The organism is Bradyrhizobium guangdongense, assembly GCF_004114975.1.
Classification (GTDB): domain Bacteria; phylum Pseudomonadota; class Alphaproteobacteria; order Rhizobiales; family Xanthobacteraceae; genus Bradyrhizobium; species Bradyrhizobium guangdongense.
Genome location: NZ_CP030051.1, coordinates 4265840 through 4289005 on the forward strand (window position 1 = coordinate 4265840; position 23166 = coordinate 4289005).

Sequence of the window (23166 nt, forward strand, 5' to 3'; positions counted from 1 at the left end):
GAGCGCAGCGAAGCAATCCAGAGTCTTTCCGCGGAGGCAGTCTGAATCGCTTCGCTGCGCTCGCAATGACGGCGCAGGGCGCCGCCCTCGCCCCTCAAATATTCAACACCCGTCCATACGCATCCAGCACGGCTTCCTTCATCATCTCCGACAGCGTCGGATGCGGGAACACCGTGTGCATCAGCTCTTCTTCCGTGGTCTCCAGGTTCATGGCAACCACATAGCCCTGAATCAACTCGGTCACCTCGGCGCCGACCATGTGGGCGCCCAAGAGCTGGCCGGTCTTCTTGTCGAAGATGACCTTGACCAGGCCCTGGTCCTCGCCGAGGGCGATCGCCTTGCCGTTGCCGACGAAGGGGAAGCGGCCGACGCGGATTTCGCGGCCACTCTCCTTGGCCTTGGCTTCGGTGAGACCGACGGATGCGACTTGCGGATGGCAATAGGTGCAGCCCGGGATCATCAGCTTGTCCATCGGATGCGGATGCAGGCCCTTGATCGCCTCGATGCAGATCACGCCCTCATGCTCGGCCTTGTGGGCCAGCATGGGAGGACCGGCGACATCGCCGATGGCGTAGATGCCGGGAACGTTGGTCTTGCCGTAGTCGTCGATGACGATGCAGCCGCGCTCGGTTTTGACGCCGAGCTTCTCGAGGCCGAGATTCTCGATATTACCGACCACGCCGACCGCGGAGATGACACGCTCGAACTCGGCCGTCTGCTTGGCCTTGCCGTCGTCGAGCGTTGCGACCACGCTGTCGCTTTTTTTCTCCAGCTTGGTCACGCCGGTATTGGTGAGGATCTTGATGCCCTGCTTCTCGAGCCGCTTGCGCGCAAGGCCCGCGATCTCCGCGTCCTCGACCGGCAGGATTTGCGGCAGCACCTCGACCACGGTGACGTCAGAGCCCATGGTCTTGAAGAACGACGCGAACTCGATGCCGATGGCGCCCGAGCCCATCACCAGCAGCGACTTGGGCATCCGCTCCGGCACCATCGCCTCGAAATAGGTCCAGATCAGCTTCTTGTCGGGCTCGAGGCCGGGCAGCACCCGCGGCCGCGCCCCGGTGGCGACGATGATGTGCTTGGCCTGATAGCTCCCCTCGCCCAACGAGCCCTTCGGGCCCTCGACGTCGGACTTCTTCACGGTGATCTTGCCGGGTGCGTCGATCGAGGCGGCGCCCCAGATCACGCTGACCTTGTTCTTCTTCATCAGGAAGCCGACGCCGTCGTTCAGTCGCTTGGAGACGCCGCGCGAACGCTGCACCACCGCCTTCGGATCGAACGAGACCTTCTCCGCCGAGAGGCCGTAATCCCCGGCGTGCTGCATGTAATGGTAGATCTCGGCCGAGCGCAGCAGCGCCTTGGTCGGGATACAGCCCCAGTTCAGGCAGATGCCGCCGAGATAGGACTTCTCGACGATCGCGGTCTTGAAGCCGAGCTGCGCGGCCCGGATCGCCGTGACGTAGCCGCCCGGACCGGAGCCGATGATGATGACGTCGAAGGATGTATCGGCCATGGCGGCTCCCATTCAACTCAAACCGTTGCACCGCGGGCGCGGCGTTTTGAAACGATCGACCTGACCAGCCATTCGACGATGCAGATCGAGATCAGAATCGCAAATCCGATGAGGGCGATCGGCTGCGCAATGCTGCGCGAGAGCTGCTCGCCGCTGACGAATGCGTCGTGCAGGATTTCCGTGCCGATCGGGCTGACGAGAACGATGATCGACAGCAGCATCGAAATCCAGGGCCAGCGCGTTCGCATTCGACGTGGTCCTATCAACGACGGCTTCAGACCATCATCATGACGGGGTTTTCGATCAGCTGCTTGAATGCGCCGATCAGTTCGGCGCCGAGCGCACCGTCGATGGCGCGGTGATCGCAAGACAGCGTCACGCTCATCATTGTCGCGATCTCGATCTTGCCGCTCCGCACCACCGGCCGCTCCTCGCTGGTGCCCACAGCAAGGATCGTCGCATGCGGCGGGTTGATCACCGCCGTGAAGTCCTTGATGCCAAACATGCCGAGATTGGAGACGGCCGTGGTGCCGCCCTGGTATTCCTCGGGCTTCAGCTTGCGGGAACGCGCGCGCGCGGCAAAATCCTTCATCTCGTTGGAGATGGTCGAGAGCGTCTTCGTCTCCGCCATGCGGATGATCGGCGTGATCAGGCCGCCCGGCATCGCCACGGCGACGCCGACGTCGGAATGATGATGCTTGACCATGCCGCTTTCGGTCCAGCTGACGTTGCAGTTCGGGATTTTCTGCAGCGCCACCGCCATCGCCTTGATGACGAAGTCGTTGACCGAGATCTTGTAGAGCGGCTTCTTCTCCCTGTCCTTCGGCGCGGCGGCGTTGATCTCCTCGCGCGCGGCGAGCAGCTTGCCGATGTCGCAGTCGATGGTGAGATAGAAGTGCGGGACGTTCTGGATCGACGCGGTCAGGCGCTGCGCGATGGTGCGGCGCATGCCGTCATGCGGAACGATGTCGTAGGAGCCCGGCTCGAACAGCGACAGGATCTGCTTGTCCGACATGGTCGGCGCGATCGAGGGCGCGCCACCGCCAGGAGCTGCTGCGGGCGCCTTGAGGCCCTTGCCCGATTTGGCCTGCTCGACGTCGCGTGCGACGACGCGGCCGTGCGGACCGGTGCCCGACACCATCGAGACATCGATGCCGGCTTCCTTGGCGAGACGCCGCGCCAGCGGCGAGGAGAACACGCGGCCGCCATGACCGTTGCTCTGCGCAGCCGGTGCAGTTGCCTGTGGTGCAGGAGCGGCGGCGGGTGCCGCCTTGGGCGCAGGGGCGGCAGCGGGTGCAGCGGCGGGAGCTTCCGCGGCTTTTTCAGCGGCCTTCGGCGGCGCGGCCGAAGCGCTCGGCTTGGCGCTGCCCGCGGCCTTAACGTCCTCGCCCTCGCCGGCGAGCACCGCGATCACGTCGTTGACCGGCACGTCCTGCGTGCCCTCGGGCACCAGGATCTTGGCGATCGTGCCCTCGTCGATGGCCTCGACCTCCATGGTGGCCTTGTCGGTCTCGATCTCGGCGATGACATCGCCTGATTTGACCTTGTCGCCTTCCTTCTTCAGCCACTTGGCGAGGTTGCCCTTCTCCATCGTCGGCGAAAGAGCTGGCATCAGGATGTTGATGGGCATGCTGACCTCACGAAGAACTTCTCAAAACGTCGCCTTCGAAAGTGAAGACGAACAGACAGGGTTTAGTTGCCGATGTCGCCTTGCCAGAGGCGCTCATTGGCAGGGATGGAACGCCAATTCTTCATCATGGTGATGGAGCGGTCGTCGGCAAGGTCGATCCAGGGAATCCCGAACTTGTCGAGAATGTCCTTGGATCCCTCGAAGGTGACGGACTCGCCGATCACCACGAGCTTGACCTTGAACAGAGCGAGCGCGCCGGCACACATCGAGCATGGCGAGAGCGTGGTGTACATGACGGTGTCATGGAACGAGATCGCGCCGGCTTGGCGTAGGCAGCTCATCTCGCCGTGCAGGATCGGATTGTTCTCCTGCACGCGGTTGTTGTGGCCGCGAGCGATGATCTTGTTGTCGCGCGTGAGCACGGCGCCGATCGGCAGGCCGCCCTGCGCGATCGAGGCCTCCGCCTCGCGGATCGCCTCCAGCATGAGATCGTAATGGTGGGTTTCGATCGCCACGGTCAGTGTCCCTTCCCGCGCGGCGTCGTGGTGCCGGTGTCGGTCGGACGCTCGATCTCCGCCTGGAACATGTCGAGGATCCGGTTCAGCGCGTCTTCCTCGGTGTATTCGCTCTCGCGCGCATAGGCGCGCGCGGCGTGGCGGGCGAGATCGACCAGCAGCAGGCCCCACATGTCGGGCTCCTCGAAGGCCCGCTGGAACGCCATCGACAGCCCGCCATCCAGCACGAACACGCGCAGGATCTCGACCGCGTCGTCGCGGGTCATGACGTCGGGCGGTAATGGCTGCTCCTTCGGGCCCGCCATGGCCTACCTGTAGCAGACGGCTTTGGCGGCCTCGACCACTTCGGCCGCCGACGGCAGCGCGAGCTTCTCCAGGTTCGCCGCATAAGGCATCGGCACGTCCTTGCCGGACACGCGCGCGACCGGCGCGTCGAGATAGTCGAAGGCATTCTCCATGATGCGCGCGGCGATCTCGGCGCCGACACCGCTCTGGGCCCAGCCCTCTTCCACCGTGACGGCACGGCCGGTCTTCTTGACCGAGTTGACGATGGTTTCGGTGTCCATCGGCCGCAGCGTGCGCAGGTCGATCACCTCGGCTTCGATGCCGTCCTTGGCAAGCTCGTCGGCCGCTTTCAACGCGTAGGTCATGCCGTTCGACCACGAGATGATGGTGACGTGAGAGCCTGTGCGCACGATGCGCGCCTTGCCGATCGGGATGACGAAATCGTCGAGCTTCGGCACCTCGCCGGTGTGACCGTAGAGCACCTCGTTCTCGAGGAAGATCACCGGATTGGGATCGCGGATCGCGGCCTTGAGCAGGCCCTTGTAATCGGCCGCCGAGAACGGCGCGACGACCTTGAGGCCGGGGACGTTCGAGTACCAGGCCGAATAATCCTGGCTGTGCTGGGCGGCGACACGCGCCGCTGCGCCGTTGGGCCCGCGGAACACGATCGAGCAACCCATCTGGCCGCCGGACATGTAGAGCGTCTTGGCCGCGGAGTTGATGATCTGGTCGATCGCCTGCATGGCGAAGTTGAAGGTCATGAACTCGACGACAGGCTTGAGCCCGGTCATGGCGGCGCCGACGCCGACGCCGGCAAAGCCGTGCTCGGTAATCGGGGTGTCGATCACGCGGCGCGCGCCGAACTCCTGCAGCAGGCCCTGGGTCACCTTGTAGGCGCCCTGATATTCGGCGACCTCTTCGCCCATCACGAACACGTCGGGGTCGCGGCGCATCTCTTCGGCCATGGCATCGCGCAGCGCTTCGCGGATGGTCTGGGTGATCATCTCGGTGCCGGCGGGCACTTCCGGATCCGGTTCGGCGACGGCCTGCGGCGCGGGTGCGGCCTTGGGCGCAGGCGCTTCGGCCTTGGCGGCGGCGGGCGGCGCAGACTCCGCAGCCTTGGCGGCCGGTGCAGGCGCCTTGGCGAGATCGGCGGCGCTCTCGCCATCGGCGAGGATCGTCGCGATCGGCGTGTTCACCGCGACGTCGGCGGTCCCTTCGGGGATCAGGATCTTGCCGAGCGTGCCCTCATCGGTCGCTTCGACCTCCATGGTGGCCTTGTCGGTCTCGATCTCGGCGATCACGTCGCCCGACTTGATCGCCTCGCCCTCTTTTTTTAACCATTTGGCGAGGTTGCCCTTTTCCATCGTGGGCGACAACGCGGGCATCAGCACTTGAATTGGCATATCGACTCCAAGAAAAAGCTTGCGCGCGTTTAGCGGTAAACGTCGGTCCAGAGCTCGGCAGCATCCGGCTCAGGATCGTGCTGGGCAAAATCGGCGGAGGCGTTGACGATGTCACGCACCTCGGCATCGATCGCCTTGAGGTCGGCCTCGCTGACCTTGGCCGCGAGCAGGCGGTTGCGCACCTGCTCGATCGGATCCTGGTCGTGGCGAACCTTCTCGACCTCCTCACGCGTGCGGTATTTTGCCGGGTCGGACATCGAGTGGCCGCGGTAACGGTAGGTCTGCATTTCAAGGATGTAGGGGCCCTTGCCGGCGCGGCACCAGGCGGCCGCCTCCTCGCCCGCAGCCTTGACGGCGCGGACGTCCATGCCATCAACCTGCTTGCCGGGGATGTTGAAGGACACGCCGCGTTTGGAGAAATCCTGCTGCGCCGACGCGCGCGAGACCGACGTGCCCATGGCGTAGCGGTTATTCTCAATGACGTAGATCACCGGCAGCTTCCAGAGCTCGGCCATGTTGAAGCTCTCATAGACCTGGCCCTGGTTGGCCGCGCCGTCGCCGAAATAGGTGACGCTGACATTGCCATTGCTGCGATAATTGTTGGCAAAGGCGAGGCCCGTGCCGAGCGAGACCTGCGCGCCGACGATGCCATGGCCGCCGTAGAAGTGCTTCTCCTTGCTGAACATGTGCATGGAGCCGCCCTTGCCCTTGGAATAGCCGCCGCGGCGTCCGGTGAGCTCGGCCATGACGCCGTTGGCGTCCATGCCGGTGGCGAGCATGTGGCCGTGATCGCGATAGCCGGTGATGACCTGATCGCCCTCTTTCAGAGCCATCTGCATGCCGACCACCACGGCCTCCTGCCCGATATAGAGATGGCAGAAGCCGCCGATCGCACCCATGCCGTAGAGCTGGCCGGCTTTTTCCTCGAATCGCCGGATGAGGAGCATGTCGCGGAGCGCCTTCAGCTCCTGCTCGCGCGTGAATTCCGGGGGCGAAGCGCCGTCGGTTTTGTCGTGTGGGCTGCTTGCGGCGGCTTTCTTGGGTGCGGCCATGAGAATTCCGGGTCAGAGAAAACTAAGCCCTCTCTAACCCAAGTCAAACGCCCTTGGAAAGCACCGCAGCGCCGCGGCACAATTTTCATTATGCCGCACTGCAACGTGACTAGAAATATTGCAAAATCTTTCGCGCCGATCGGGCAACAAACCTAATCGCAGCCGTCGCGCGAACAGATTCGTGACCTGGTCAAGAACCTCCTCTCGGTCCCGTTGTCCAATGAGAACATCCCGCCGCGCCCTGGAACGGCGTCGATGATCAGGTCGGTATGCTTCCAGACCTCGTATTGGGCGCCGCCAATATAGACCGGCATGCCACCGACATGGCCGAGCAGCACATCGGTGTGCCCGATGACGAATTCACCCGCCGGGTAGCACATCGGCGATGAGCCGTCGCAACAACCTCCTGACTGATGAAACAGCACCGGGCCGTGATCTCTGCAGATCTCGGCCAGAAGCTCGAGCGCAGCCTCGGTGGCGCTGACCTTGTCGTTCATGGCTGCCATCTCACCGGCACAGGGCAGCGCAAAGGGAGGATTGCGCTGCCCTGCCCGGACTGCCCGATCAGAAGAAGCCGAGCTTCTTCGGGCTGTAGCTGACCAGGAGGTTCTTGGTCTGCTGATAGTGATCGAGCATCATCTTGTGGGTCTCGCGGCCGATGCCCGACTGCTTGTAGCCGCCGAACGCCGCGTGCGCGGGATAGGCGTGATAGCAGTTGGTCCACACGCGGCCCGCCTGGATGGCCCGGCCGAAGCGGTAGCAGCGGTTGGCGTCACGGCTCCAGATGCCGGCGCCGAGACCGTAAAGCGTGTCGTTGGCGATCGACAGCGCCTCCTCGTCGGTCTTGAAGGTCGTGACCGACACGACGGGTCCGAAGATCTCCTCCTGGAAGATCCTCATCTTGTTGTTGCCGTGGAACACCGTCGGCTGGATGTAGAAGCCGCCGGCGAGATCGCCGGACAGGTTCGCACGCGCGCCGCCGGCCAGAACCTTGGCACCTTCTTGCTTTCCGATGTCGATATAGGAAAGAATTTTCTCCAACTGCTCGCTGGAGGCCTGTGCACCGATCATGGTCGCGGCATCGCGCGGGTCGCCCTGGACGATCGCGGCGACACGCTTGAGCGCACGCTCCATGAAGCGGTCGTAGATGGACTCGTGCACCAGCGCCCGGCTCGGACAGGTGCAGACCTCGCCCTGGTTGAGGGCGAACATGACGAAGCCTTCGATCGCCTTGTCCAGGAAATCGTCGTCCTCGGCCATCACGTCCTTGAAGAAGATGTTCGGCGACTTGCCGCCGAGTTCGAGGGTGACCGGGATCAGATTCTGGCTGGCATATTGCATGATCAGCCGGCCGGTCGTGGTCTCGCCGGTGAAGGCGATCTTGGAGATGCGGGGGCTGGAGGCGAGCGGCTTGCCGGCCTCGAGGCCAAAGCCGTTGACGATGTTGATCACGCCTGGCGGCAAGAGGTCGCCGACCAGCTCGGCCCAGACCAGGATCGAAGCCGGCGTCTGCTCGGCGGGCTTGAGCACAACGCAATTTCCGGCGGCGATCGCGGGCGCAAGCTTCCAGCAGGCCATCAACAGCGGGAAGTTCCAGGGGATGATCTGGCCCACGACGCCGAGCGGCTCATGGAAATGATAGGCGACGGTGTCCTGATCGATCTCGGAGAGATTGCCTTCCTGCCCGCGAATGGCGCCGGCGAAATAGCGGAAATGGTCGATCGCCAGCGGCAGGTCGGCGGCGCGGGTCTCACGGATGGGCTTGCCGTTGTCCCAGGTCTCGGCGATGGCGAGCTGCTCGAGATTCTCTTCCATGCGATCGGCGATCCTGTTGAGGATGATCGCGCGTTCGACGACGCTGGTGCGTCCCCAGGCGTCCTTGGCCGCATGCGCAGCGTCGAGCGCAGCTTCGACGTCCTGCGCGTCGGAGCGGGCGATCTTGCAGACGACCTGCCCGGTCACGGGCGATGCGTTGTCGAAGTACTTGCCCGCGCGCGGCGCCACCCATTTGCCGCCAATGAAGTTGTCATAGCTTGCGGCGAACGGATTCTTCGTGAGATTGAGGAATTCAACCTTGTTCATGTTCACTCCCGATGTTGCTGTTTGCGCAAATTCGTCGCGTGGTCGCGACTTGCGGCAACGATCCCGCGGGAGGTGATTTCTGTCAGCCCGGGCGGACGCGATGACGGAGCGGACCTGTCGCAGAACTGCGACAGTCGTGGGTGACAGACTCCGCTTTCCGAGCCGTCATCCGAGCCACCGGGTCCGCGCAAAGCGCGGCCCGAAGACAGGCTCCGCGAAGCAATCCAGAATCCCTCCTCGGGACAGTCTGGATTGCTTCGTCGCCAGTGCAAAATTGCTTCGCAATTTTGTCACGGGCTCCTCGCAATGACGGATGAAGGTCAGTGCTTCAGCTCGAACCGTTTCAGCTTCCGGTGCAGCGTGGCCCGGCTGACGCCGAGAGCCTTGGCGGCGGCCGACACGTTGCCGCCGGCGCGCAGCAGCGCACGCTGCAACACCGCGCGCTGACCGCCATCGAGATGGTCATGCCCGGGTTCGCCGCCAAGCAGGTCGGCTGCGGGCACCGGCTGCATCGGCCGGCCCGGCGCAATCCCGAGACTTGCCCTCGCGGACCGGGTGGCCCCGATCACGAGATCATCCCCATCGACCGCAACGAGACCGATTGACTGGCCGTCCGGACCTGGCGTGAGCACGATGCGGGCATGCGCAAAGGCGCGGCGAAACAGGTCGGCCTCGATGCGCCTGGCGGCTTCTCCGGCCGCCAGCGCGATCAGGCTGGAGAAGGCATCGGTGCGATCGGCGCGGCAGGAGGAGACGTCGAGCACGCCGGCAAAGGCCGCCTCATGGTCGTAGGTCGGAACGGCCGTGCAGCTCAGCAGCGTATTGCGGGTGAAGAAGTGCTGATCGCGATCGATCGTCAGCGGCCGCTGCTCGACGACGCAGGTGCCGATGCCGTTGGTGCCCTCGTGCTCCTCGCTCCAGAGCGCGCCGGTCCACAGGCCCCAGGACTGAAATGTCGTGTCGTCGGCCGGCGTGCCGCGGCGGTCGACGGGAACCCCCTCGCCGTCGGCAAGCAGGACGCAGCAACCGCTCGCGCCGACCGCCTGATACAGCCGGTCCATTGCACCTTGCGCGGCGGCCAGCAGCGGCGCGATGCGCTCGCGCGCCTGTCGCAGTTCGATGTCGCTCAGCCGCAGCGGCTCACTGCGGCCGGCGGGATCGAGATGGTGCAGTCGGGAGGAACGGCGCCACGAGGCCACGAGCGCGGACCGAGCCGCCTGGCCTGATGCAATAGCGGCCTCGACACGAGCCGCGTGATGCCGGGGCATTGACCCATCCATCACCGTTTCCTCCGGGAAGCAGTGTAGTCGGCGCTCGCACAACCCGATTGATCTCCGTCAACCCTCGGCGGCATCGCGCTGGGAAAAGCAATGCTCCCCGCGCCGCATAGCCGTCAAGGCGGGATCCGGCCGCGGACCTACGACCTTCGGAATAGGTGGCGGCCTGATCGGGATTGGAACGGCGCGGACGCGTTAGTTCTGCGGGATCATCCGGACGAGATCGTGCGGGTTGACGTAGTCGAGCTGAAACCGGGCCCGCTCGTCGAGCATGTCGGGGTCGATCTTTTCGGTGCGCAGCAGTGAGACGCGCTGCTCACTGCGGGCGCGCTCGCGCTTGAGCTGGGCGAGCTCGCTGGTGAGCGCGATGATCTCCTGGTCGAGCTCCTGGCGGGCGTTGAGGCCGTATTTGCCGGTATAGGCGTTGACGCCGAAATAGCCGACGATGGCGGCCGCCATCGCATAGAGGGCAAGGCCGGTCAGGATCGATTTGAGGCGGGCGCGCGAGACCATTTTGGCAAGATGGGCCAACTTGGTTAAGGGAGTGCTAACCGCCCATCCAACTCGCTGTCGTTCCGGGGCGCGCGTAGCGCGAACCCGGAATCCATCAGACCACAACCTCCGTCGGGAAATGGATTCCGGGCTCGATGCTTCGCATCGCCCCGGAATGACGGAGTGAGCGGCTCAGCCGTGATGCTTGGCGACGTGCGCCGCAAAGGCGTCAATGTACTGCTGAAGCACCGTCTTCAGCGAGTCCTTGGTCAGGTTGCCCTCGGCATCGAAGGCATCGCCGACCCCGTTCAGGTAGATTTCCGGCTGCTGGAGAAGCGGGCCGGAAATGCCGGGCAGGATATTCTGGAGATGCTTGGCCGCGCTGACGCCGCCGAGCGGCCCCGGTGAGTTGGAGATGATGCCGACCGGTTTGCCCAGAAAAGAGCTCTTGCCGTAAGGGCGGGAAGCGACGTCGATCGCGTTCTTAAGGACACCCGGAATCGAGCGGTTGTATTCGGGCGTGACGAACAGGACCCCGTTCGACGCCTGCAGCTTCTCGCGGAACGCCAGCCAGTCGGCGGGCGGCGCACCCTCGAGATCCTGGTTGAAGAAGGAGATCCCCGCCGGTGTGATGACCTCGAGCTTGAGAGAGCTGGGCGCCAGCTTGGCAAGCGCGTTGGCGATCTTCAGCGAGAAGCTGTCCTTGCGCAGGCTGCCGGCGATCACGACGATATTGTAGGCCATGGGATGTCCTTGAAACCTTGAGGGAGAAGTGCCGACGGCACTTAAGCCATCCGGGGCAATGGATGCAAGTGCATGAACCGGCGCGATTTGGAAACGCTGAGTTTCTCGAAAGCAGATGGTCGCCCAAAACAATCGGACCGCCAAGCGGCGGCCCGATCTTTCGTAAGACTACATAACCTGGATCAGATTGTCGGATTCCAGGCCGACGGGATCAGACGATATCTGGCGCCGTCCTTCTCGACATGGCCGACCGAGGGGAAGGTGAAATGGAAGCCGACCACGGTCGCCTTCTCGGCCGCCGCCATGTCGTAGAATTTGTGGCGGGTCTGCTGCGCGAGCGCGCCATCGGTGTCGAAGGCCACGTGCCAGTCCGGATTGCGCAGGAACAGCTCCGGAATGTTGGTGACGTCGGACTGGATCAGCACCTTCTTGTCGCCCGAGGCGACTGCGAACGAGGTGTGACCGGGCGTATGGCCTGGTGTCGCGATCGAGGTGATGCCTGACACGACCTCCTTGCCCCATTCGTACTTCGTCACCTTGGACTCGATGCCGGCGAAGGTCTTCTTCACGTTGGCGAAGTAGTTCTTCATCATGTCGCTGGAGGCCTTGCCCGCGTTCTCCTCGCTGGCCCAGAACTCCCAATCCTTCACCGGCACCATGATTTCGGCATTCGGGAACGCCATCGAGCCGTCCGCCAGACGGATGCCGTTGGTGTGGTCCGGATGCAGATGCGACAGCAGCACGACGTCGATGCTCTTCGGGTCGACGCCGGCGGCCTGCAGGTTTTGCAGGGTGCGGCCCACCGCGCCCTTGCTGGGTTCAAGGTTGGCGACGCCGTTGCCGGCGTCGATCAGCACGAGCTTGGAGCCGGTGTTGATCAGCTGCGGATTGAACGGCACCGTGACCATGCCCTTGGGCATGTAGGCGGCGTCAGCGGCGGCGAGCGCCTCCTCTTTCGGAACGTTGACGACGAACTTGTCCGGCATCGGGAAGCTGCGCGCACCGTCATTGATCGAGGTGCACTCGAAGCTGCCGACCTTGTAGCGATAGAAGCCCGGCGCCTGCGCGCCGGCTTGCGGCACTGCGGCATTGATTGCGCTTGGTCGCAATCCGGTGACGGCGGCGGCACCGATGGCGGCGGCGCCTGCAAGCAGGTGACGACGATTGAGATCGGTCATGGAGAGGTCCCCTTCTGAGCGCGTTGCGGTTTTTCCGCTTTCGACGGCGGCGGAATAATCGGCCGCTTTGCTCAGAAGGCAAGACCTGTTTTGGCTGACCTGCGCTAACTGATCACGACAATTTATTTGGGTTGATGAGGAATTTTTCGCCGGTGGCACGTTTGGCGTACACCGCGATGTTGGCGGGATCGAGTGCCTCCTGGAGCGACACCACCTTGGTGTAGTGGCTGGCGAAAGTGGTCTTCAATTCGCTCACGACGCGCTGACGCAGCCGCCCGATATCGGCAGGTCCGATCTTCTGCAGGAAGGGAGTGAGCAGCCAGCCGCCGACGCCCCAGGCCATGCCGAAGCCGCGTGGCAGTTCGATGGGACGGATATCGAGCGCGCCGTAGACATAGACCTGCTTGTGCACGCTGGAGCCGTAGCGGCTGTATTCCTTCGCGGTCTTGTTGATCGCGATCTCCATGCAGTTGAGGATGTCGCCGGCGAGCTTGCCGCCGCCGATGGCATCGAAGGCGATGGTGGCGCCGGTCTCGACCAGCGCATTGGTGAGATCGTCGAGGAAGCCAGGCGCGCTGGAATCGACGACGTATTTCGCGCCGATCTTCTTCAGGATCTCCGCCTGGTCCTTGCTGCGCACGATGTTGACGAGCGGGATGCCGTCCTTGATGCAGATCTTGTTGAGCATCTGGCCGAGATTGGACGCCGCGGCGGTGTGCACCAGCGCCTTGTGGCCTTCGCGCCGCATCGTCTCGGTCATGCCGAGCGCAGTGAGCGGATTGACGAACCAGGATGCGCCTTCGGCTGCCGTGGTGCCTTCGGGCAAGGGCTGGCAGTCCCGCGCCTTGAGCGTGCGGTACTGCGCGTACATGGCGCCGCCGATCATCGCGACGGTCTTGCCCATCAGCGCCTTCGCCGCCTCGGACGAGCCGGTCCTGATGACGACGCCCGCGCCCTCGTTACCGACAGGCAGGGACTGGTCGAGCCGCGCCGCCATCGCGCGCATCGCCCCCTCGGGCACCTTCGCGGTGATGACGGGCGCTTCCTTGGTGCCGGATGCCTTGGCCGTGCTCATGTCGGCCGCGCCGACCAGCAGGCCGAGGTCGGACGGGTTGATCGGCGCCGCCTCGATGCGGACGACGACCTCGTCCTCCGCGGGCTCGGGGGTCGGCACGTCGACAAGCGAGATCTCGAGCTCTCCGCTCGTCTTGATCAGCGAACGCAATTGCAGTCCGGTCTTGCCGTCGCTCATGTCGATCCTCCCCTGTGGTCGTGAGGCGCCGGCTTATGCCAGCGCCTTCAGTGCCGCCTTGCCGCCGTAGAGCGCCTGCTTGCCGAGCTGCTGCTCGATGCGCAGGAGCTGGTTGTATTTGGCGGTGCGATCGGACCGCGCAAGGGAGCCGGTCTTGATCTGACCGCAGTTCGTCGCGACCGCAAGGTCGGCGATGGTGGAATCCTCGGTCTCGCCCGAGCGATGCGACATGACGGAAGTGTAGCCGGCCTTGTGGGCCATCTCGACGGCGGCCAGCGTCTCGGTCAGCGTACCGATCTGGTTGACCTTGATCAGGATCGAGTTGGCGCGGCCGGCCTTGATGCCTTCGGCGAGACGCTTGACGTTGGTGACGAAGAGGTCGTCGCCGACCAGCTGACACTTCCTGCCGATCAGGTCGGTGAGCTCCTTCCAGCCGTCCATGTCGTCCTCCGACATGCCGTCCTCGATGGTGACGATCGGATAGCGCGAGACGAGGTCGGCGAGATACTTGGCCTGCTCGGAGATCGAACGGGTCTTGCCTTCACCTTCATAGACGTACTTGCCGTCCTTGAAGAACTCGGTCGAGGCGCAGTCGAGGCCGAGCACGATGTCGGTCCCGGCCTTGAAGCCGGCCTTGCCGATCGCATTCATGACGAATTCGAGCGCGGCATCCGCCGACGGCAGGTTCGGGGCAAAACCGCCCTCGTCGCCGACATTGGTGTTGTGGCCGGCCTTCTTCAGCTCCGATTTCAGCGTGTGGAACACTTCCGCGCCATAGCGCAGGCCCTCGGCGAAGGAGGACGCGCCGACGGGAAGGATCATGAACTCCTGGAAGTCGATCGGGTTGTCGGCATGCACGCCGCCATTGATGATGTTCATCATCGGCACCGGCAACAGCCGCGCCGAAGTGCCGCCGACATAGCGATAGAGCGGCATGTCGAGCGAGTTCGCGGCCGCCTTGGCGCAGGCCAGCGACACGCCGAGAATGGCGTTGGCGCCGAGACGGCTCTTGTTCGGCGTGCCGTCGAGGTCGATCATGATCTGGTCGATCTGGGCCTGCTGCTCGACATCGAGGCCGCTCAGCGCCTCGAAGATCTCGCCGTTGACGGCGCCGACCGCCTTGGTGACGCCCTTGCCGAGATAACGGGCCTTGTCGCCGTCGCGCAGCTCGACCGCCTCATGGGCACCGGTGGAGGCGCCCGACGGCACCGCGGCACGGCCAAGCGCACCATCTTCCAGCACGACATCGACCTCGACCGTGGGGTTGCCGCGGCTATCGAGAATTTCGCGTCCGATGATGTCGATGATGGCGGTCATGGGGGCCTCTTTTCGGAGAACATAAGGTGGGGCAGTTGGCGGTGCTTCTACCGCAATGCATCGAAGCGGAAAAGGCCGGGTGACGGCCGTGCCTTGATTGGCTAAGAGGGCCATTCGGAGGCGGCCTCATGTCGAAAAAGTCCAGCAAATCGAATAACTCACCTGCCAACCAGGCGTCCTTGCAGCTCGGCCGTGCCGTGGAATGGCCCGATGCGCCCGAGAAGGCGAAGCTCGACCGGGTGCCGAATCCGCAAGCGGGAACCTATTATCTGGTCCGTTTCACCGTGCCGGAATTCACCTCGCTCTGCCCGGTGACGGGACAACCCGATTTCGCCCATCTGATGATCGACTACGCGCCCGGAGAATGGCTTCTGGAGTCGAAATCGCTCAAGCTCTACATCGCGAGCTTCCGCAACCACGGCGCCTTCCATGAGGACTGCACCGTGATGATCGGCAAGCGCATTGCAGGCGAGATCAAGCCGAAATGGTTGCGCATCGGCGGCTACTGGTATCCACGCGGCGGCATCCCGATCGACGTGTTCTGGCAGACCGGCCGCGTGCCGAAGGGTCTGTGGGTGCCCGAGCAAGGCGTCGCGCCGTATCGCGGCCGGGGCTGAGGGACCGCAGTAAGGCAATGTTTCGGTTGCGCGGTTAAACCTGCGCGTCGGACGGTGCACGCGACTTGAGGAATTGCGCGCAAACAAGGCCCAGCACCGTCATGATCGCCGCGCTCGCGAGCATCGTCGGCACCTTGCCGCCATGCTGGAGGCCAAGGCCATAGGCCAGTGGTCCCACCGTTTGCCCCATGAAGAAGAAGAACGAGTGCAGCGACATCGCCGTCGCCCGCGCCCCGATCGACAGCTCGCTGGCAAACACCTGCAAGCAGCCATGGATCATGTAGAAGCCCCAGCCCATCGCCAGCAGGCTGAGGAATTGCAGCTTCCAGCCCGGACCGAAGGCCAACAGCGCGAGCTGCAGCGCCACGATGCCGCCGCCGGCGATCATCATCCCCTTGACGCCGAGCCGCGGCAGCATGCGCGACACGGTGAAGGTGTAGAGCAAGCCGCCGACCGCAAAGCCCGCGATCACGATGCCCGCGATCGACAGCGATTTCTCGCCGAGATCGAACAGAAACGCGGCAATGAATGGAAACAGGCCGAACACGCAGCAGCCCTCGACGAACACGGCCGAGTAGCAATAGCGCGTGTTGGGATTGGCGAAGATGGTGCGGTAGCCCTGCCGCAAGGTCTTCAGGTCCGTCTTCGGCGGCGGCGTCAGCGCGGCGCCGCGAAAGCCCGCAGCGACCGCGACGGCCGCAATCAGGCCGAGCGCGCCAAGGATCACGAGCACGCCGCGCCAGCCGATGAAATCGCCGATGATGCCGCTCGCGGACGCGCCGAGCAGATTGCCGGTCATCGAGCCCGCCATGGTCCGCCCGATCGCGACCTGTCGCTTGGCCGGTGCAACGAGGTCGGCGGTGAGACCGAGCGCGACCGGAAACACGCCGCCGGAGGCAATGCCGGCCAGGATGCGGGTCGCGAACAGCGCCGAGAACGTGCTCGCGAGCGCGCCGAGAATGCAGGCGACGCCGAGCAGCGCGAGGCACAGCGTCATCAAGCGGGCCTTGCCGAACAGATCGGCGGCGGCACCGATCGCCGGCTGCACGAGCGCATAGATCAGGGCAAAGCCGGCCGCTATGCTCGCAGCCGTGGCGATGCTGATCGAAAAATCCTCGGCGACATGCGGCAGCACGGGATCGAGCGCCCGCGTCGACAACGCCGCCGAGAATCCGGCGAGCGCGATGATGTTGATCGCCGGCGGAAACTTCTGCTCTTGGGACGGCCTGGTCACAGGCTGGTGCATCAGCGCGTGATGCTTTTGGTCACTGTGTCGAACGCCATCAGCGTGCGGATCAGCTCTTCGAATTCGCGCAGCGGCACCATGTTGGGCCCGTCGGACGGCGCGCGATCCGGATCGGGGTGCGTCTCGATGAACACGCCGGCAACGCCGACGGCGACGGCCGCGCGGGCCAGCACCGGGACGAATTCGCGCTCGCCACCGGAGGAAGCGCCCTGCCCGCCCGGCTGTTGCACCGAATGGGTGGCATCGAAGATCACGGGCGCGCGTGTCGTGCGCGCCATGATCGGCAGCGCGCGCATGTCGGAAACCAGCGTGTTGTAGCCGAACGAGACGCCGCGCTCGGTGACGAGCACGTTCGGATTGCCCGCGCTGGTGATCTTGGCGGCGACATTCGCCATGTCCCAGGGGGCGAGAAACTGGCCCTTCTTGACGTTGACGACCTTGCCGGTTGCGGCCGCGGCCAGCAGCAGATCGGTCTGCCGGCACAGGAAGGCCGGGATCTGCAGGACGTCGACGACTTGCGCCACCTCGGCGCATTGCGCGGCATCGTGTACGTCGGTCAGAACAGGCAGGCCCAGCGAGGATCGGATCTCGGCGAAGATCGGCAGCGACTGCGCGAGCCCGAGACCGCGCGCCGCCGACGCGCTGGTGCGGTTGGCCTTGTCGAACGAGGTCTTGTAGACGAGGCCGATCTTCAGCCGCGCGGCGATCTCCTTCAGCGCGGAGGCCACCTCCAGCGCGTGCTGACGGCTTTCGAGCTGGCATGGCCCGGCAATGATCGAGATCGGAAGATCATTGCCGAACTTGACCGAACCGACGGTGACGATTGGGGCTGCGGATGATGAAGAGCTCAAAGGCCAATTCCCTCGTTTCGCCGCGACCATAGCGGTGATGAGGGGCCGATCAACCCTATTCGGCCTTGACGGCCAGAATATCAGGGTTGCGCGAGATGTCCCCGCCGCAACCCATACCGGAATGCTGCTACTTGACCGACGAGAAAGCCGTCGGAGCCAGAATCTGGCTGACGATGTTGGCGACGATCTGGCCGTCGGCCTCGCTCTCGGTGCGTGCTTTCGCCCAGTCCGGGTCGGTCACGAACTTGCCCCACTTCGCCTCGCGATCGGCAAGCGACTCCCAAGCCAGAAAATAGGTCAGCTCCTGGTTCGATTCACCGATCACAGTGGTGAAGAACCCGGCCTGCTTGATGCCGTGCTTCTCCCAGATCTTCAGCGTGGCGGTCTCGAAGCGCTTCAGCAGCGCCGGCAGACGGCCAGGCACGCAACGATACTGGCGCATTTCGTAGATCATTCTTGTTTCCTCCCTGAACAGGTTCGGCCGTTATAACTACTCCGCCATGATGCTGTCTTGAGCCCTGCCGGCCGCCCCCGGTGGCGTTTCGCGCATGGCTGGAGGGCCCCGGGCAACGCGCCGCATCCAGGTTCCCGCAATGCTGCCACAATGATCGGGCCGCTAGAAAGGTTCAGTTGCGGCTCAGGTGCTGGATCATGCGGATTTTGCTCGTCGAGGATGAGGCGGAGATGGCCGGTGCACTGGCCTCGGCGCTCAAGCGCTACGACATGGTGGTGGATCACGCCCCCACGCTTGTCGACGCGGAAGAAGCAATCTCCGCCGACGTCCATTCCGCCGTCCTGCTCGACCGTCAGCTTCCCGACGGCGACGGCCTCACGCTGATCCCGAAGTTGCGGGCCCGCGCCGACGGCGTGCCGATCATCGTCCTGACCGCGCGCGGCGAGCTCGCCGACCGCATTGCCGGACTCGATGGCGGCGCCGACGACTATCTGGCCAAGCCGTTCGCGGTCGAGGAGCTGCTGGCACGGCTGCGTGCGGTACTGCGGCGGCCCGCGGGCCTGTCCCCAGACATCGTCCGCGCCGGCCGCATTGCCTTCGACCTCAGTCACCGCGAGGCCAGCATCGATGGCCAGCCGTTCGAGCTGCCGCGTCGCGAACTGCTGGTGCTCGAAGCCCTGATCCGGCGCATGGGCCGTACGGTGCTGCGTTCGGCGCTGGAAGAGGCCGTCTACAATTTCGATGACGAGATCCAGTCCAACGCACTGGACACGCACGTCTCGCGGCTGCGTCGCAAGCTCGCTGATGCCGATGCAGGCGTCGAGATCCACGGTATTCGCGGCGTCGGCTATCTCCTGAAGAAGCTGACATGAGCACGCACGACGATCCCTATTGCCTGCGCTCGCGATTGAGCTGGCGTCTGCTCGCGCTGCAGGCCGCGGTGCTGGTCGCGCTGGTCGTCGTGGTCGTCGGTGCACTCTGCGCCTCAGGCTTCGTGCTGGCGGAGCGCGACGAGGACCGCGTGATCGATGTCGTGCAGCACGCGCTTGCGCGCGACGCAAGAGGCGACCTGACCTTGCGGTCGACGCCCGACCTGAAGCAATTGCGTACCGAGACGCCGGACCTGTGGTTCCTGGTCCGGGATCGCCAAGGGCAGTCGCTCAAAGAGGGCGCCGTACCGGCCGAATTCGCTGCGATCGGCGGCGGCCTCGACCAGATCAGCCAGGCGCGGCTCGGCTGGCAAATGTTCGAGGACGACCCGCGCAAGCCGCCGGCGCGGCTGAAGCGCGTCGATACCGATGCCGGCAATGTGCAGATGATCACGGCGACGCAGGGACGGCTCACCGGCGGCAAGGCGCTGCTCATGACCTCGCTGGCGTTTCTCGGCATCGCCCTGCCCGGCCTGCTCGTGATGGCAACGGCGACCTTCATCGCGACGCCGATGATCGTGCAGCGTGCCTTCCGGGGGGTGGATGCGACCGCGGACCAGGCGCGCCGCATCGACATCCATCAGCGCGGCGCGCGGCTGTCGGTAGAGCAAGTTCCGCTGGAAGTCGTGCCGCTGGTCACCGCCGTCAACGACGCGCTGGCGCGGCTCGACCAGGGCTATCTCAGGCACAAGCGTTTCGTCGCGGATGCCGCGCACGAATTGCGCACGCCGATCGCGATCCTGAACACGCGGCTGGAATCACTCGCTCCGGGACCGGACAAGACCCGGCTGCTGGAGGATGCCGCACGACTGGCGACGCTCGCCGAGCAATTACTCGACATCCAGCGGCTCGACCGCTGCGGCTCTCCCTTTGCACGCGTCGACCTCGTCGCGATCGCTCAGAGCGCGGCCGCCGATCTCGCGCCGCTGGCGATTGCCGCCGGTTACGAGCTGGCGCTCGATGCGCCGGCAACGCCGGTCGAGACGAGCGGCGATGCAGCGGCGCTGGAACGCGCGCTGACCAATCTCGTGCAGAACGCGATCCAGCATGGCCCTCGCCGCGGCACGATCGGAATTCGCGTGAGCAAGGCCGCCTGCATCGAGGTCACCGACGAAGGTGCCGGCATTCCCGCCGATCAACGCGAGCAGATCTTCGAGCCGTTCTATCGGCTGTCGCCACTCGATCGCGGCGCCGGCCTCGGTCTCAACATGGTGCGCGAGATCGTGGTCCTGCATGGCGGCCAGGTTGCGGTCACCGACAGCGCCGACGGCGGCACCTGCTTCAGAATGACGCTGCCGGCAATTCGGCAGAATTGATTCAATCCGTTTTCGCCGCTCATTGCGCAATGCCGCCGCAATGCACTCCGGCGACAGTGCATCCGTATCACCTCTGATCCCCCAGAGGTGCAATCGAGATGCCGGAGTGCGCATGCCCAACGATTTCCTATCCTTCTTCGTGTCCTGGATGTCTTCGCCGCGCCGGGTCGGCGCCATCGCCCCATCGGGTGCGGCGCTCGCCGATCTCATCACCCGCGAGATCAGCGAGAAGACTGGCCCGATCCTCGAGCTCGGCCCCGGGACCGGCGCGTTCACCTACAAGCTGCTGAAACGCGGCGTGAGGCCCCAGGACCTCACGCTGATCGAGTACGGATCGGATTTCATGAAGCTCCTGCAGATGCGCTTTCCCGGCGCGCGCGTGCTGTGGATGGACGCGGCGCGGCTGGCAACGGAGCGGCTCTATATCGGCGCGCCCGTCGGCGCGGTCGTGAGCGGCTTGCCACTGCTCAACATGTCGACGCGCAAGGTCGTATCCATCCTCAGCGGCGCATTCGGCTACGTTCGCCCCGGCGGCGCCTTCTACCAGTTCACCTATGGCATGAGCTGCCCGATCCCGCGGCCGGTGCTCGACCGTCTGGGACTACGCGCCACGCTGGTCGATCGCGCCTTCCTGAACGTGCCGCCGGCCGCCGTCTACAAGTTGACGCGGCGGCCGCAGATGACGCTGATTGCCGGATCACTGGCGCCGAAAGCGTCAATGCCTGTTGCAGCGGACGCGGATTGTTAGACCAGCCGGCTCTGCTTCGCCGCCGCCTCGATGAACGAAGCGAACAACGGGTGCGGTTCGAACGGCCGCGACTTCAGCTCGGGATGGAACTGGACGCCGATGAACCAGGGGTGATCTTCGTATTCGACGATCTCAGGCAGCACGCCGTCGGGCGAGAGGCCGGAGAACTTCAGGCCGTGCTGCTCGAGGCGATCCTTATAGGCGGTGTTGACCTCGTAGCGATGGCGGTGGCGCTCGGAAATCTCGGTCGCGCCGCCATAGACTTCCGAGACGCGGCTGCCGCGCGTCAGCGCCGCAGGATAAGCACCAAGCCGCATCGTGCCGCCAAGATCGCCGGCCTGCGAGCGCTTTTCGAGCTCGTTGCCGCGCAGCCATTCCGTCATCAGGCCGACGAGAGGCTCCTTGGTCGGGCCGAACTCGGTCGAGTTGGCCTCCTCGATTCCGACGAGGTTTCGCGCGGCCTCGATGACGGCCATCTGCATCCCGAAGCAAATGCCGAAATACGGCACGTCGCGCTCGCGCGCGAACTGCGCCGCCTTGATCTTGCCTTCCGCCCCGCGCTGGCCGAAGCCGCCGGGCACCAGGATGCCGTTGACATGCTCGAGGAACGGCGCCGGATCTTCCTTCTCGAAGATCTCGCTTTCGATCCAGTCGAGATTGACCTTCACCTTGTTGGCGATGCCGCCATGCGAAAGCGCCTCGATCAGCGACTTGTACGCATCCTTCATGCCGGTGTACTTGCCAACGATGGCGATGGTGACGTTGCCTTCGGGGTTGCGGACGCGCTCGTTGATCTGCTGCCAGCTCTGCAGCGCCGGCGGAATGCGCGAGCCGATGCCGAAGGCGGCAAGCACCTCGTCGTCGAGGCCGGCGTTGTGATAGGCTTCGGGCACCGCGTAGATGTTGTCGACGTCGCGCGCCTCGATCACGGCGCTTTCGCGCACGTTGCAGAACAGCCCCAGCTTGCGCCGCTCCTCCTTCGGAATTTCGCGATCGGTACGGCAGAGCAGGATGTCGGGCTGGATGCCGATCGAGCGCAGCTCCTTGACCGAATGCTGCGTCGGCTTGGTCTTGAGCTCGCCGGCGCTCGGAATGTAGGGCAACAGCGTGAGATGGATGTAGACCGCGTGATCGCGCGGCAGCTCGTTTTTGAGCTGGCGGATCGCCTCGAAGAACGGCAGGCCTTCGATGTCGCCGACGGTGCCGCCGATCTCGACCAGCACGAAGTCGTAATCGTCGTTGCCGGAGAGGACGAATTCCTTGATCGCGTTGGTGACGTGCGGCACCACCTGGATGGTCGCGCCGAGATAATCGCCGCGGCGTTCCTTGGTGATGATGTCCTGGTAGATTCGCCCGGTGGTGATGTTGTCCTGCTTCGTCGCAGGGCGCCCGGTGAAGCGCTCGTAGTGACCGAGATCGAGATCGGTCTCCGCGCCGTCATCGGTCACGAACACTTCGCCGTGCTGATACGGCGACATCGTTCCGGGATCGAGGTTGAGATAGGGGTCGAGCTTGCGGAGGCGGACCTTGTAGCCCCGGGCCTGCAGCAGGGCACCGAGTGCCGCTGAAGCCAGACCCTTGCCGAGCGAAGAAACCACGCCGCCGGTGATGAATATGTACCGCGCCATGGGACTTAACCTCTAATCCCCAAAACCCGATTCGCCAAAGCGATTCGTATTCCGCCCCGAAGAATCTGCGGGCCTGTGGGTGAGCCAAAACAAAGAGTGGTGACAGTGCCTTGATGGGGATTGTTGATGCAGGACGGTAGCCGCCGCCCTGCATGGCCCCCCTGCTTTATTGCGAGCGAGGCACCTGCGGGCCGCTCGGCGCTGCCGGCGCCTGCTGCTGCTGTTCGTCCGCCTTCTTCAGCGTGTCCAGGATACCGCCCGAGGTCGGCGGCGCAATCGGCGCGCCGCCGGCCGGCTGGGTCTGCGACGCCGGCTGGATGATGGAGGACGGCGCGCGGTTGTAGCCGGCGTACCAGGACAGGAACAGGCTGGTCAGGAAGAAACCGGCAGCGAGAACCGCGGTGGTCCGCGACAGAAGATTCGCAGTGCCGCGGCTCGACATGAAGCCGGCGCCTCCGCCCATGCCGAGGCCGCCACCTTCCGATTTCTGGAGCAGGACGGCACCGATCATGACGGCAACGATCATGAGGTGGATGACGATGACAACGGTCTGCATAGTATCCTTCCGTCACAAGCGGGCGGCGCCTGACGGCGGCCGATCGCGCTTCGCGGGTTTTCCTGAAGTTGCGCGGTG

At 64.6% G+C, this 23166-nt stretch carries 24 protein-coding genes; 4 read left to right on the top strand and 20 right to left on the bottom strand.

The window, feature by feature from the left end; all coding sequences use genetic code 11:
- Nucleotides 1-94: 94 nt before the first annotated feature.
- From lpdA to eno, 15 genes are all read right to left on the bottom strand, one after another.
- Nucleotides 95-1513, bottom strand: a complete 1419-nt coding sequence (gene lpdA, locus X265_RS20415) for a dihydrolipoyl dehydrogenase (RefSeq protein WP_128966437.1) — start codon at nucleotides 1511-1513, stop codon at nucleotides 95-97.
- A gap of 17 nt (nucleotides 1514-1530) precedes the next feature.
- A complete protein-coding gene (locus tag X265_RS20420; protein WP_128966438.1) occupies nucleotides 1531-1761 on the bottom strand; it encodes a hypothetical protein in 231 nt (76 codons plus the stop codon).
- 26 nt (nucleotides 1762-1787) lie between these two features.
- Nucleotides 1788-3143 (bottom strand): pyruvate dehydrogenase complex dihydrolipoamide acetyltransferase, encoded by a 1356-nt coding sequence (locus tag X265_RS20425; protein WP_128966439.1) that lies wholly within the window; start codon nucleotides 3141-3143, stop codon nucleotides 1788-1790.
- Between the two features lie 62 nt (nucleotides 3144-3205).
- On the bottom strand, nucleotides 3206-3658 hold the full coding sequence (locus X265_RS20430; RefSeq protein ID WP_128966440.1) for a nucleoside deaminase: 453 nt from the start codon (nucleotides 3656-3658) through the stop codon (nucleotides 3206-3208).
- Between the two features lie 2 nt (nucleotides 3659-3660).
- The gene (locus X265_RS20435) at nucleotides 3661-3963 is read right to left on the bottom strand and encodes a DUF5076 domain-containing protein (protein ID WP_008547332.1); all 303 of its coding nucleotides are present in this window, start codon (nucleotides 3961-3963) and stop codon (nucleotides 3661-3663) included.
- 3 nt (nucleotides 3964-3966) lie between these two features.
- Nucleotides 3967-5349 (bottom strand): pyruvate dehydrogenase complex E1 component subunit beta, encoded by a 1383-nt coding sequence (locus X265_RS20440; RefSeq protein ID WP_128966441.1) that lies wholly within the window; start codon nucleotides 5347-5349, stop codon nucleotides 3967-3969.
- Between the two features lie 29 nt (nucleotides 5350-5378).
- The gene (gene pdhA, locus X265_RS20445; RefSeq protein ID WP_128966442.1) at nucleotides 5379-6401 is read right to left on the bottom strand and encodes a pyruvate dehydrogenase (acetyl-transferring) E1 component subunit alpha; all 1023 of its coding nucleotides are present in this window, start codon (nucleotides 6399-6401) and stop codon (nucleotides 5379-5381) included.
- Nucleotides 6402-6553: 152 nt separating this feature from the next.
- Entirely contained in the window at nucleotides 6554-6898 is a 345-nt protein-coding gene (locus tag X265_RS20450) for a DUF779 domain-containing protein (RefSeq protein WP_128966443.1), read from the bottom strand.
- Nucleotides 6899-6965: 67 nt separating this feature from the next.
- Nucleotides 6966-8483: an aldehyde dehydrogenase gene (adh, locus tag X265_RS20455; RefSeq protein WP_128966444.1), complete on the bottom strand. Its 1518-nt coding sequence runs from the start codon at nucleotides 8481-8483 to the stop codon at nucleotides 6966-6968.
- 320 nt (nucleotides 8484-8803) lie between these two features.
- Nucleotides 8804-9763 (bottom strand): GAF domain-containing protein, encoded by a 960-nt coding sequence (locus X265_RS20460; protein WP_164938707.1) that lies wholly within the window; start codon nucleotides 9761-9763, stop codon nucleotides 8804-8806.
- 192 nt (nucleotides 9764-9955) lie between these two features.
- A complete protein-coding gene (locus X265_RS20465) occupies nucleotides 9956-10273 on the bottom strand; it encodes an FtsB family cell division protein (protein WP_027529774.1) in 318 nt (105 codons plus the stop codon).
- A gap of 171 nt (nucleotides 10274-10444) precedes the next feature.
- Nucleotides 10445-10996 (bottom strand): NADPH-dependent FMN reductase, encoded by a 552-nt coding sequence (locus X265_RS20470; RefSeq protein WP_128966446.1) that lies wholly within the window; start codon nucleotides 10994-10996, stop codon nucleotides 10445-10447.
- A 182-nt stretch (nucleotides 10997-11178) separates the two neighbouring features.
- Nucleotides 11179-12174: an MBL fold metallo-hydrolase gene (locus X265_RS20475; RefSeq protein WP_128966447.1), complete on the bottom strand. Its 996-nt coding sequence runs from the start codon at nucleotides 12172-12174 to the stop codon at nucleotides 11179-11181.
- A gap of 112 nt (nucleotides 12175-12286) precedes the next feature.
- Entirely contained in the window at nucleotides 12287-13426 is a 1140-nt protein-coding gene (locus X265_RS20480; protein ID WP_128966448.1) for a zinc-binding dehydrogenase, read from the bottom strand.
- 33 nt (nucleotides 13427-13459) lie between these two features.
- Nucleotides 13460-14743 (bottom strand): phosphopyruvate hydratase, encoded by a 1284-nt coding sequence (gene eno, locus X265_RS20485; protein ID WP_128966449.1) that lies wholly within the window; start codon nucleotides 14741-14743, stop codon nucleotides 13460-13462.
- 128 nt (nucleotides 14744-14871) lie between these two features.
- On the opposite strand from eno, the gene queF reads away from it, so the two are divergent.
- Nucleotides 14872-15360 (top strand): preQ(1) synthase, encoded by a 489-nt coding sequence (gene queF, locus X265_RS20490; protein ID WP_128966450.1) that lies wholly within the window; start codon nucleotides 14872-14874, stop codon nucleotides 15358-15360.
- Nucleotides 15361-15394: 34 nt separating this feature from the next.
- On the opposite strand, the gene X265_RS20495 is transcribed toward queF, so the two are convergent.
- The 3 genes from X265_RS20495 to X265_RS20505 form a co-directional block, all read right to left on the bottom strand.
- Complete coding sequence (locus X265_RS20495) at nucleotides 15395-16606, bottom strand: MFS transporter (RefSeq protein ID WP_128966451.1); 1212 nt, start codon at nucleotides 16604-16606, stop codon at nucleotides 15395-15397.
- The gene (gene kdsA, locus X265_RS20500; protein WP_128966452.1) at nucleotides 16606-17457 is read right to left on the bottom strand and encodes a 3-deoxy-8-phosphooctulonate synthase; all 852 of its coding nucleotides are present in this window, start codon (nucleotides 17455-17457) and stop codon (nucleotides 16606-16608) included. The genes X265_RS20495 and kdsA overlap by 1 nt, the downstream gene beginning before the upstream one ends.
- A gap of 127 nt (nucleotides 17458-17584) precedes the next feature.
- Nucleotides 17585-17911, bottom strand: a complete 327-nt coding sequence (locus X265_RS20505) for an NIPSNAP family protein (protein ID WP_128966453.1) — start codon at nucleotides 17909-17911, stop codon at nucleotides 17585-17587.
- Nucleotides 17912-18108: 197 nt separating this feature from the next.
- On the opposite strand from X265_RS20505, the gene X265_RS20510 reads away from it, so the two are divergent.
- The 3 genes from X265_RS20510 to X265_RS20520 all read left to right on the top strand — a co-directional run bounded on the left by X265_RS20510 (nucleotide 18109) and on the right by X265_RS20520 (nucleotide 20904).
- Nucleotides 18109-18783, top strand: coding sequence for a response regulator (locus X265_RS20510; RefSeq protein WP_128966454.1), 675 nt, complete (start codon nucleotides 18109-18111; stop codon nucleotides 18781-18783).
- On the top strand, nucleotides 18780-20156 hold the full coding sequence (locus tag X265_RS20515) for a sensor histidine kinase (protein WP_128966455.1): 1377 nt from the start codon (nucleotides 18780-18782) through the stop codon (nucleotides 20154-20156). Before X265_RS20510 ends, X265_RS20515 begins: the two co-directional genes overlap by 4 nt.
- A gap of 112 nt (nucleotides 20157-20268) precedes the next feature.
- Nucleotides 20269-20904 (top strand): class I SAM-dependent methyltransferase, encoded by a 636-nt coding sequence (locus X265_RS20520; protein WP_164938708.1) that lies wholly within the window; start codon nucleotides 20269-20271, stop codon nucleotides 20902-20904.
- On the opposite strand, the gene pyrG is transcribed toward X265_RS20520, so the two are convergent.
- The gene (pyrG, locus tag X265_RS20525) at nucleotides 20901-22532 is read right to left on the bottom strand and encodes a CTP synthase (RefSeq protein WP_128966457.1); all 1632 of its coding nucleotides are present in this window, start codon (nucleotides 22530-22532) and stop codon (nucleotides 20901-20903) included. The two genes, X265_RS20520 and pyrG, sit on opposite strands and share 4 nt — an antisense overlap.
- Nucleotides 22533-22698: 166 nt before the next feature.
- Nucleotides 22699-23088 (bottom strand): preprotein translocase subunit SecG, encoded by a 390-nt coding sequence (secG, locus tag X265_RS20530; protein ID WP_128966458.1) that lies wholly within the window; start codon nucleotides 23086-23088, stop codon nucleotides 22699-22701.
- Nucleotides 23089-23166: the final 78 nt, after the last annotated feature.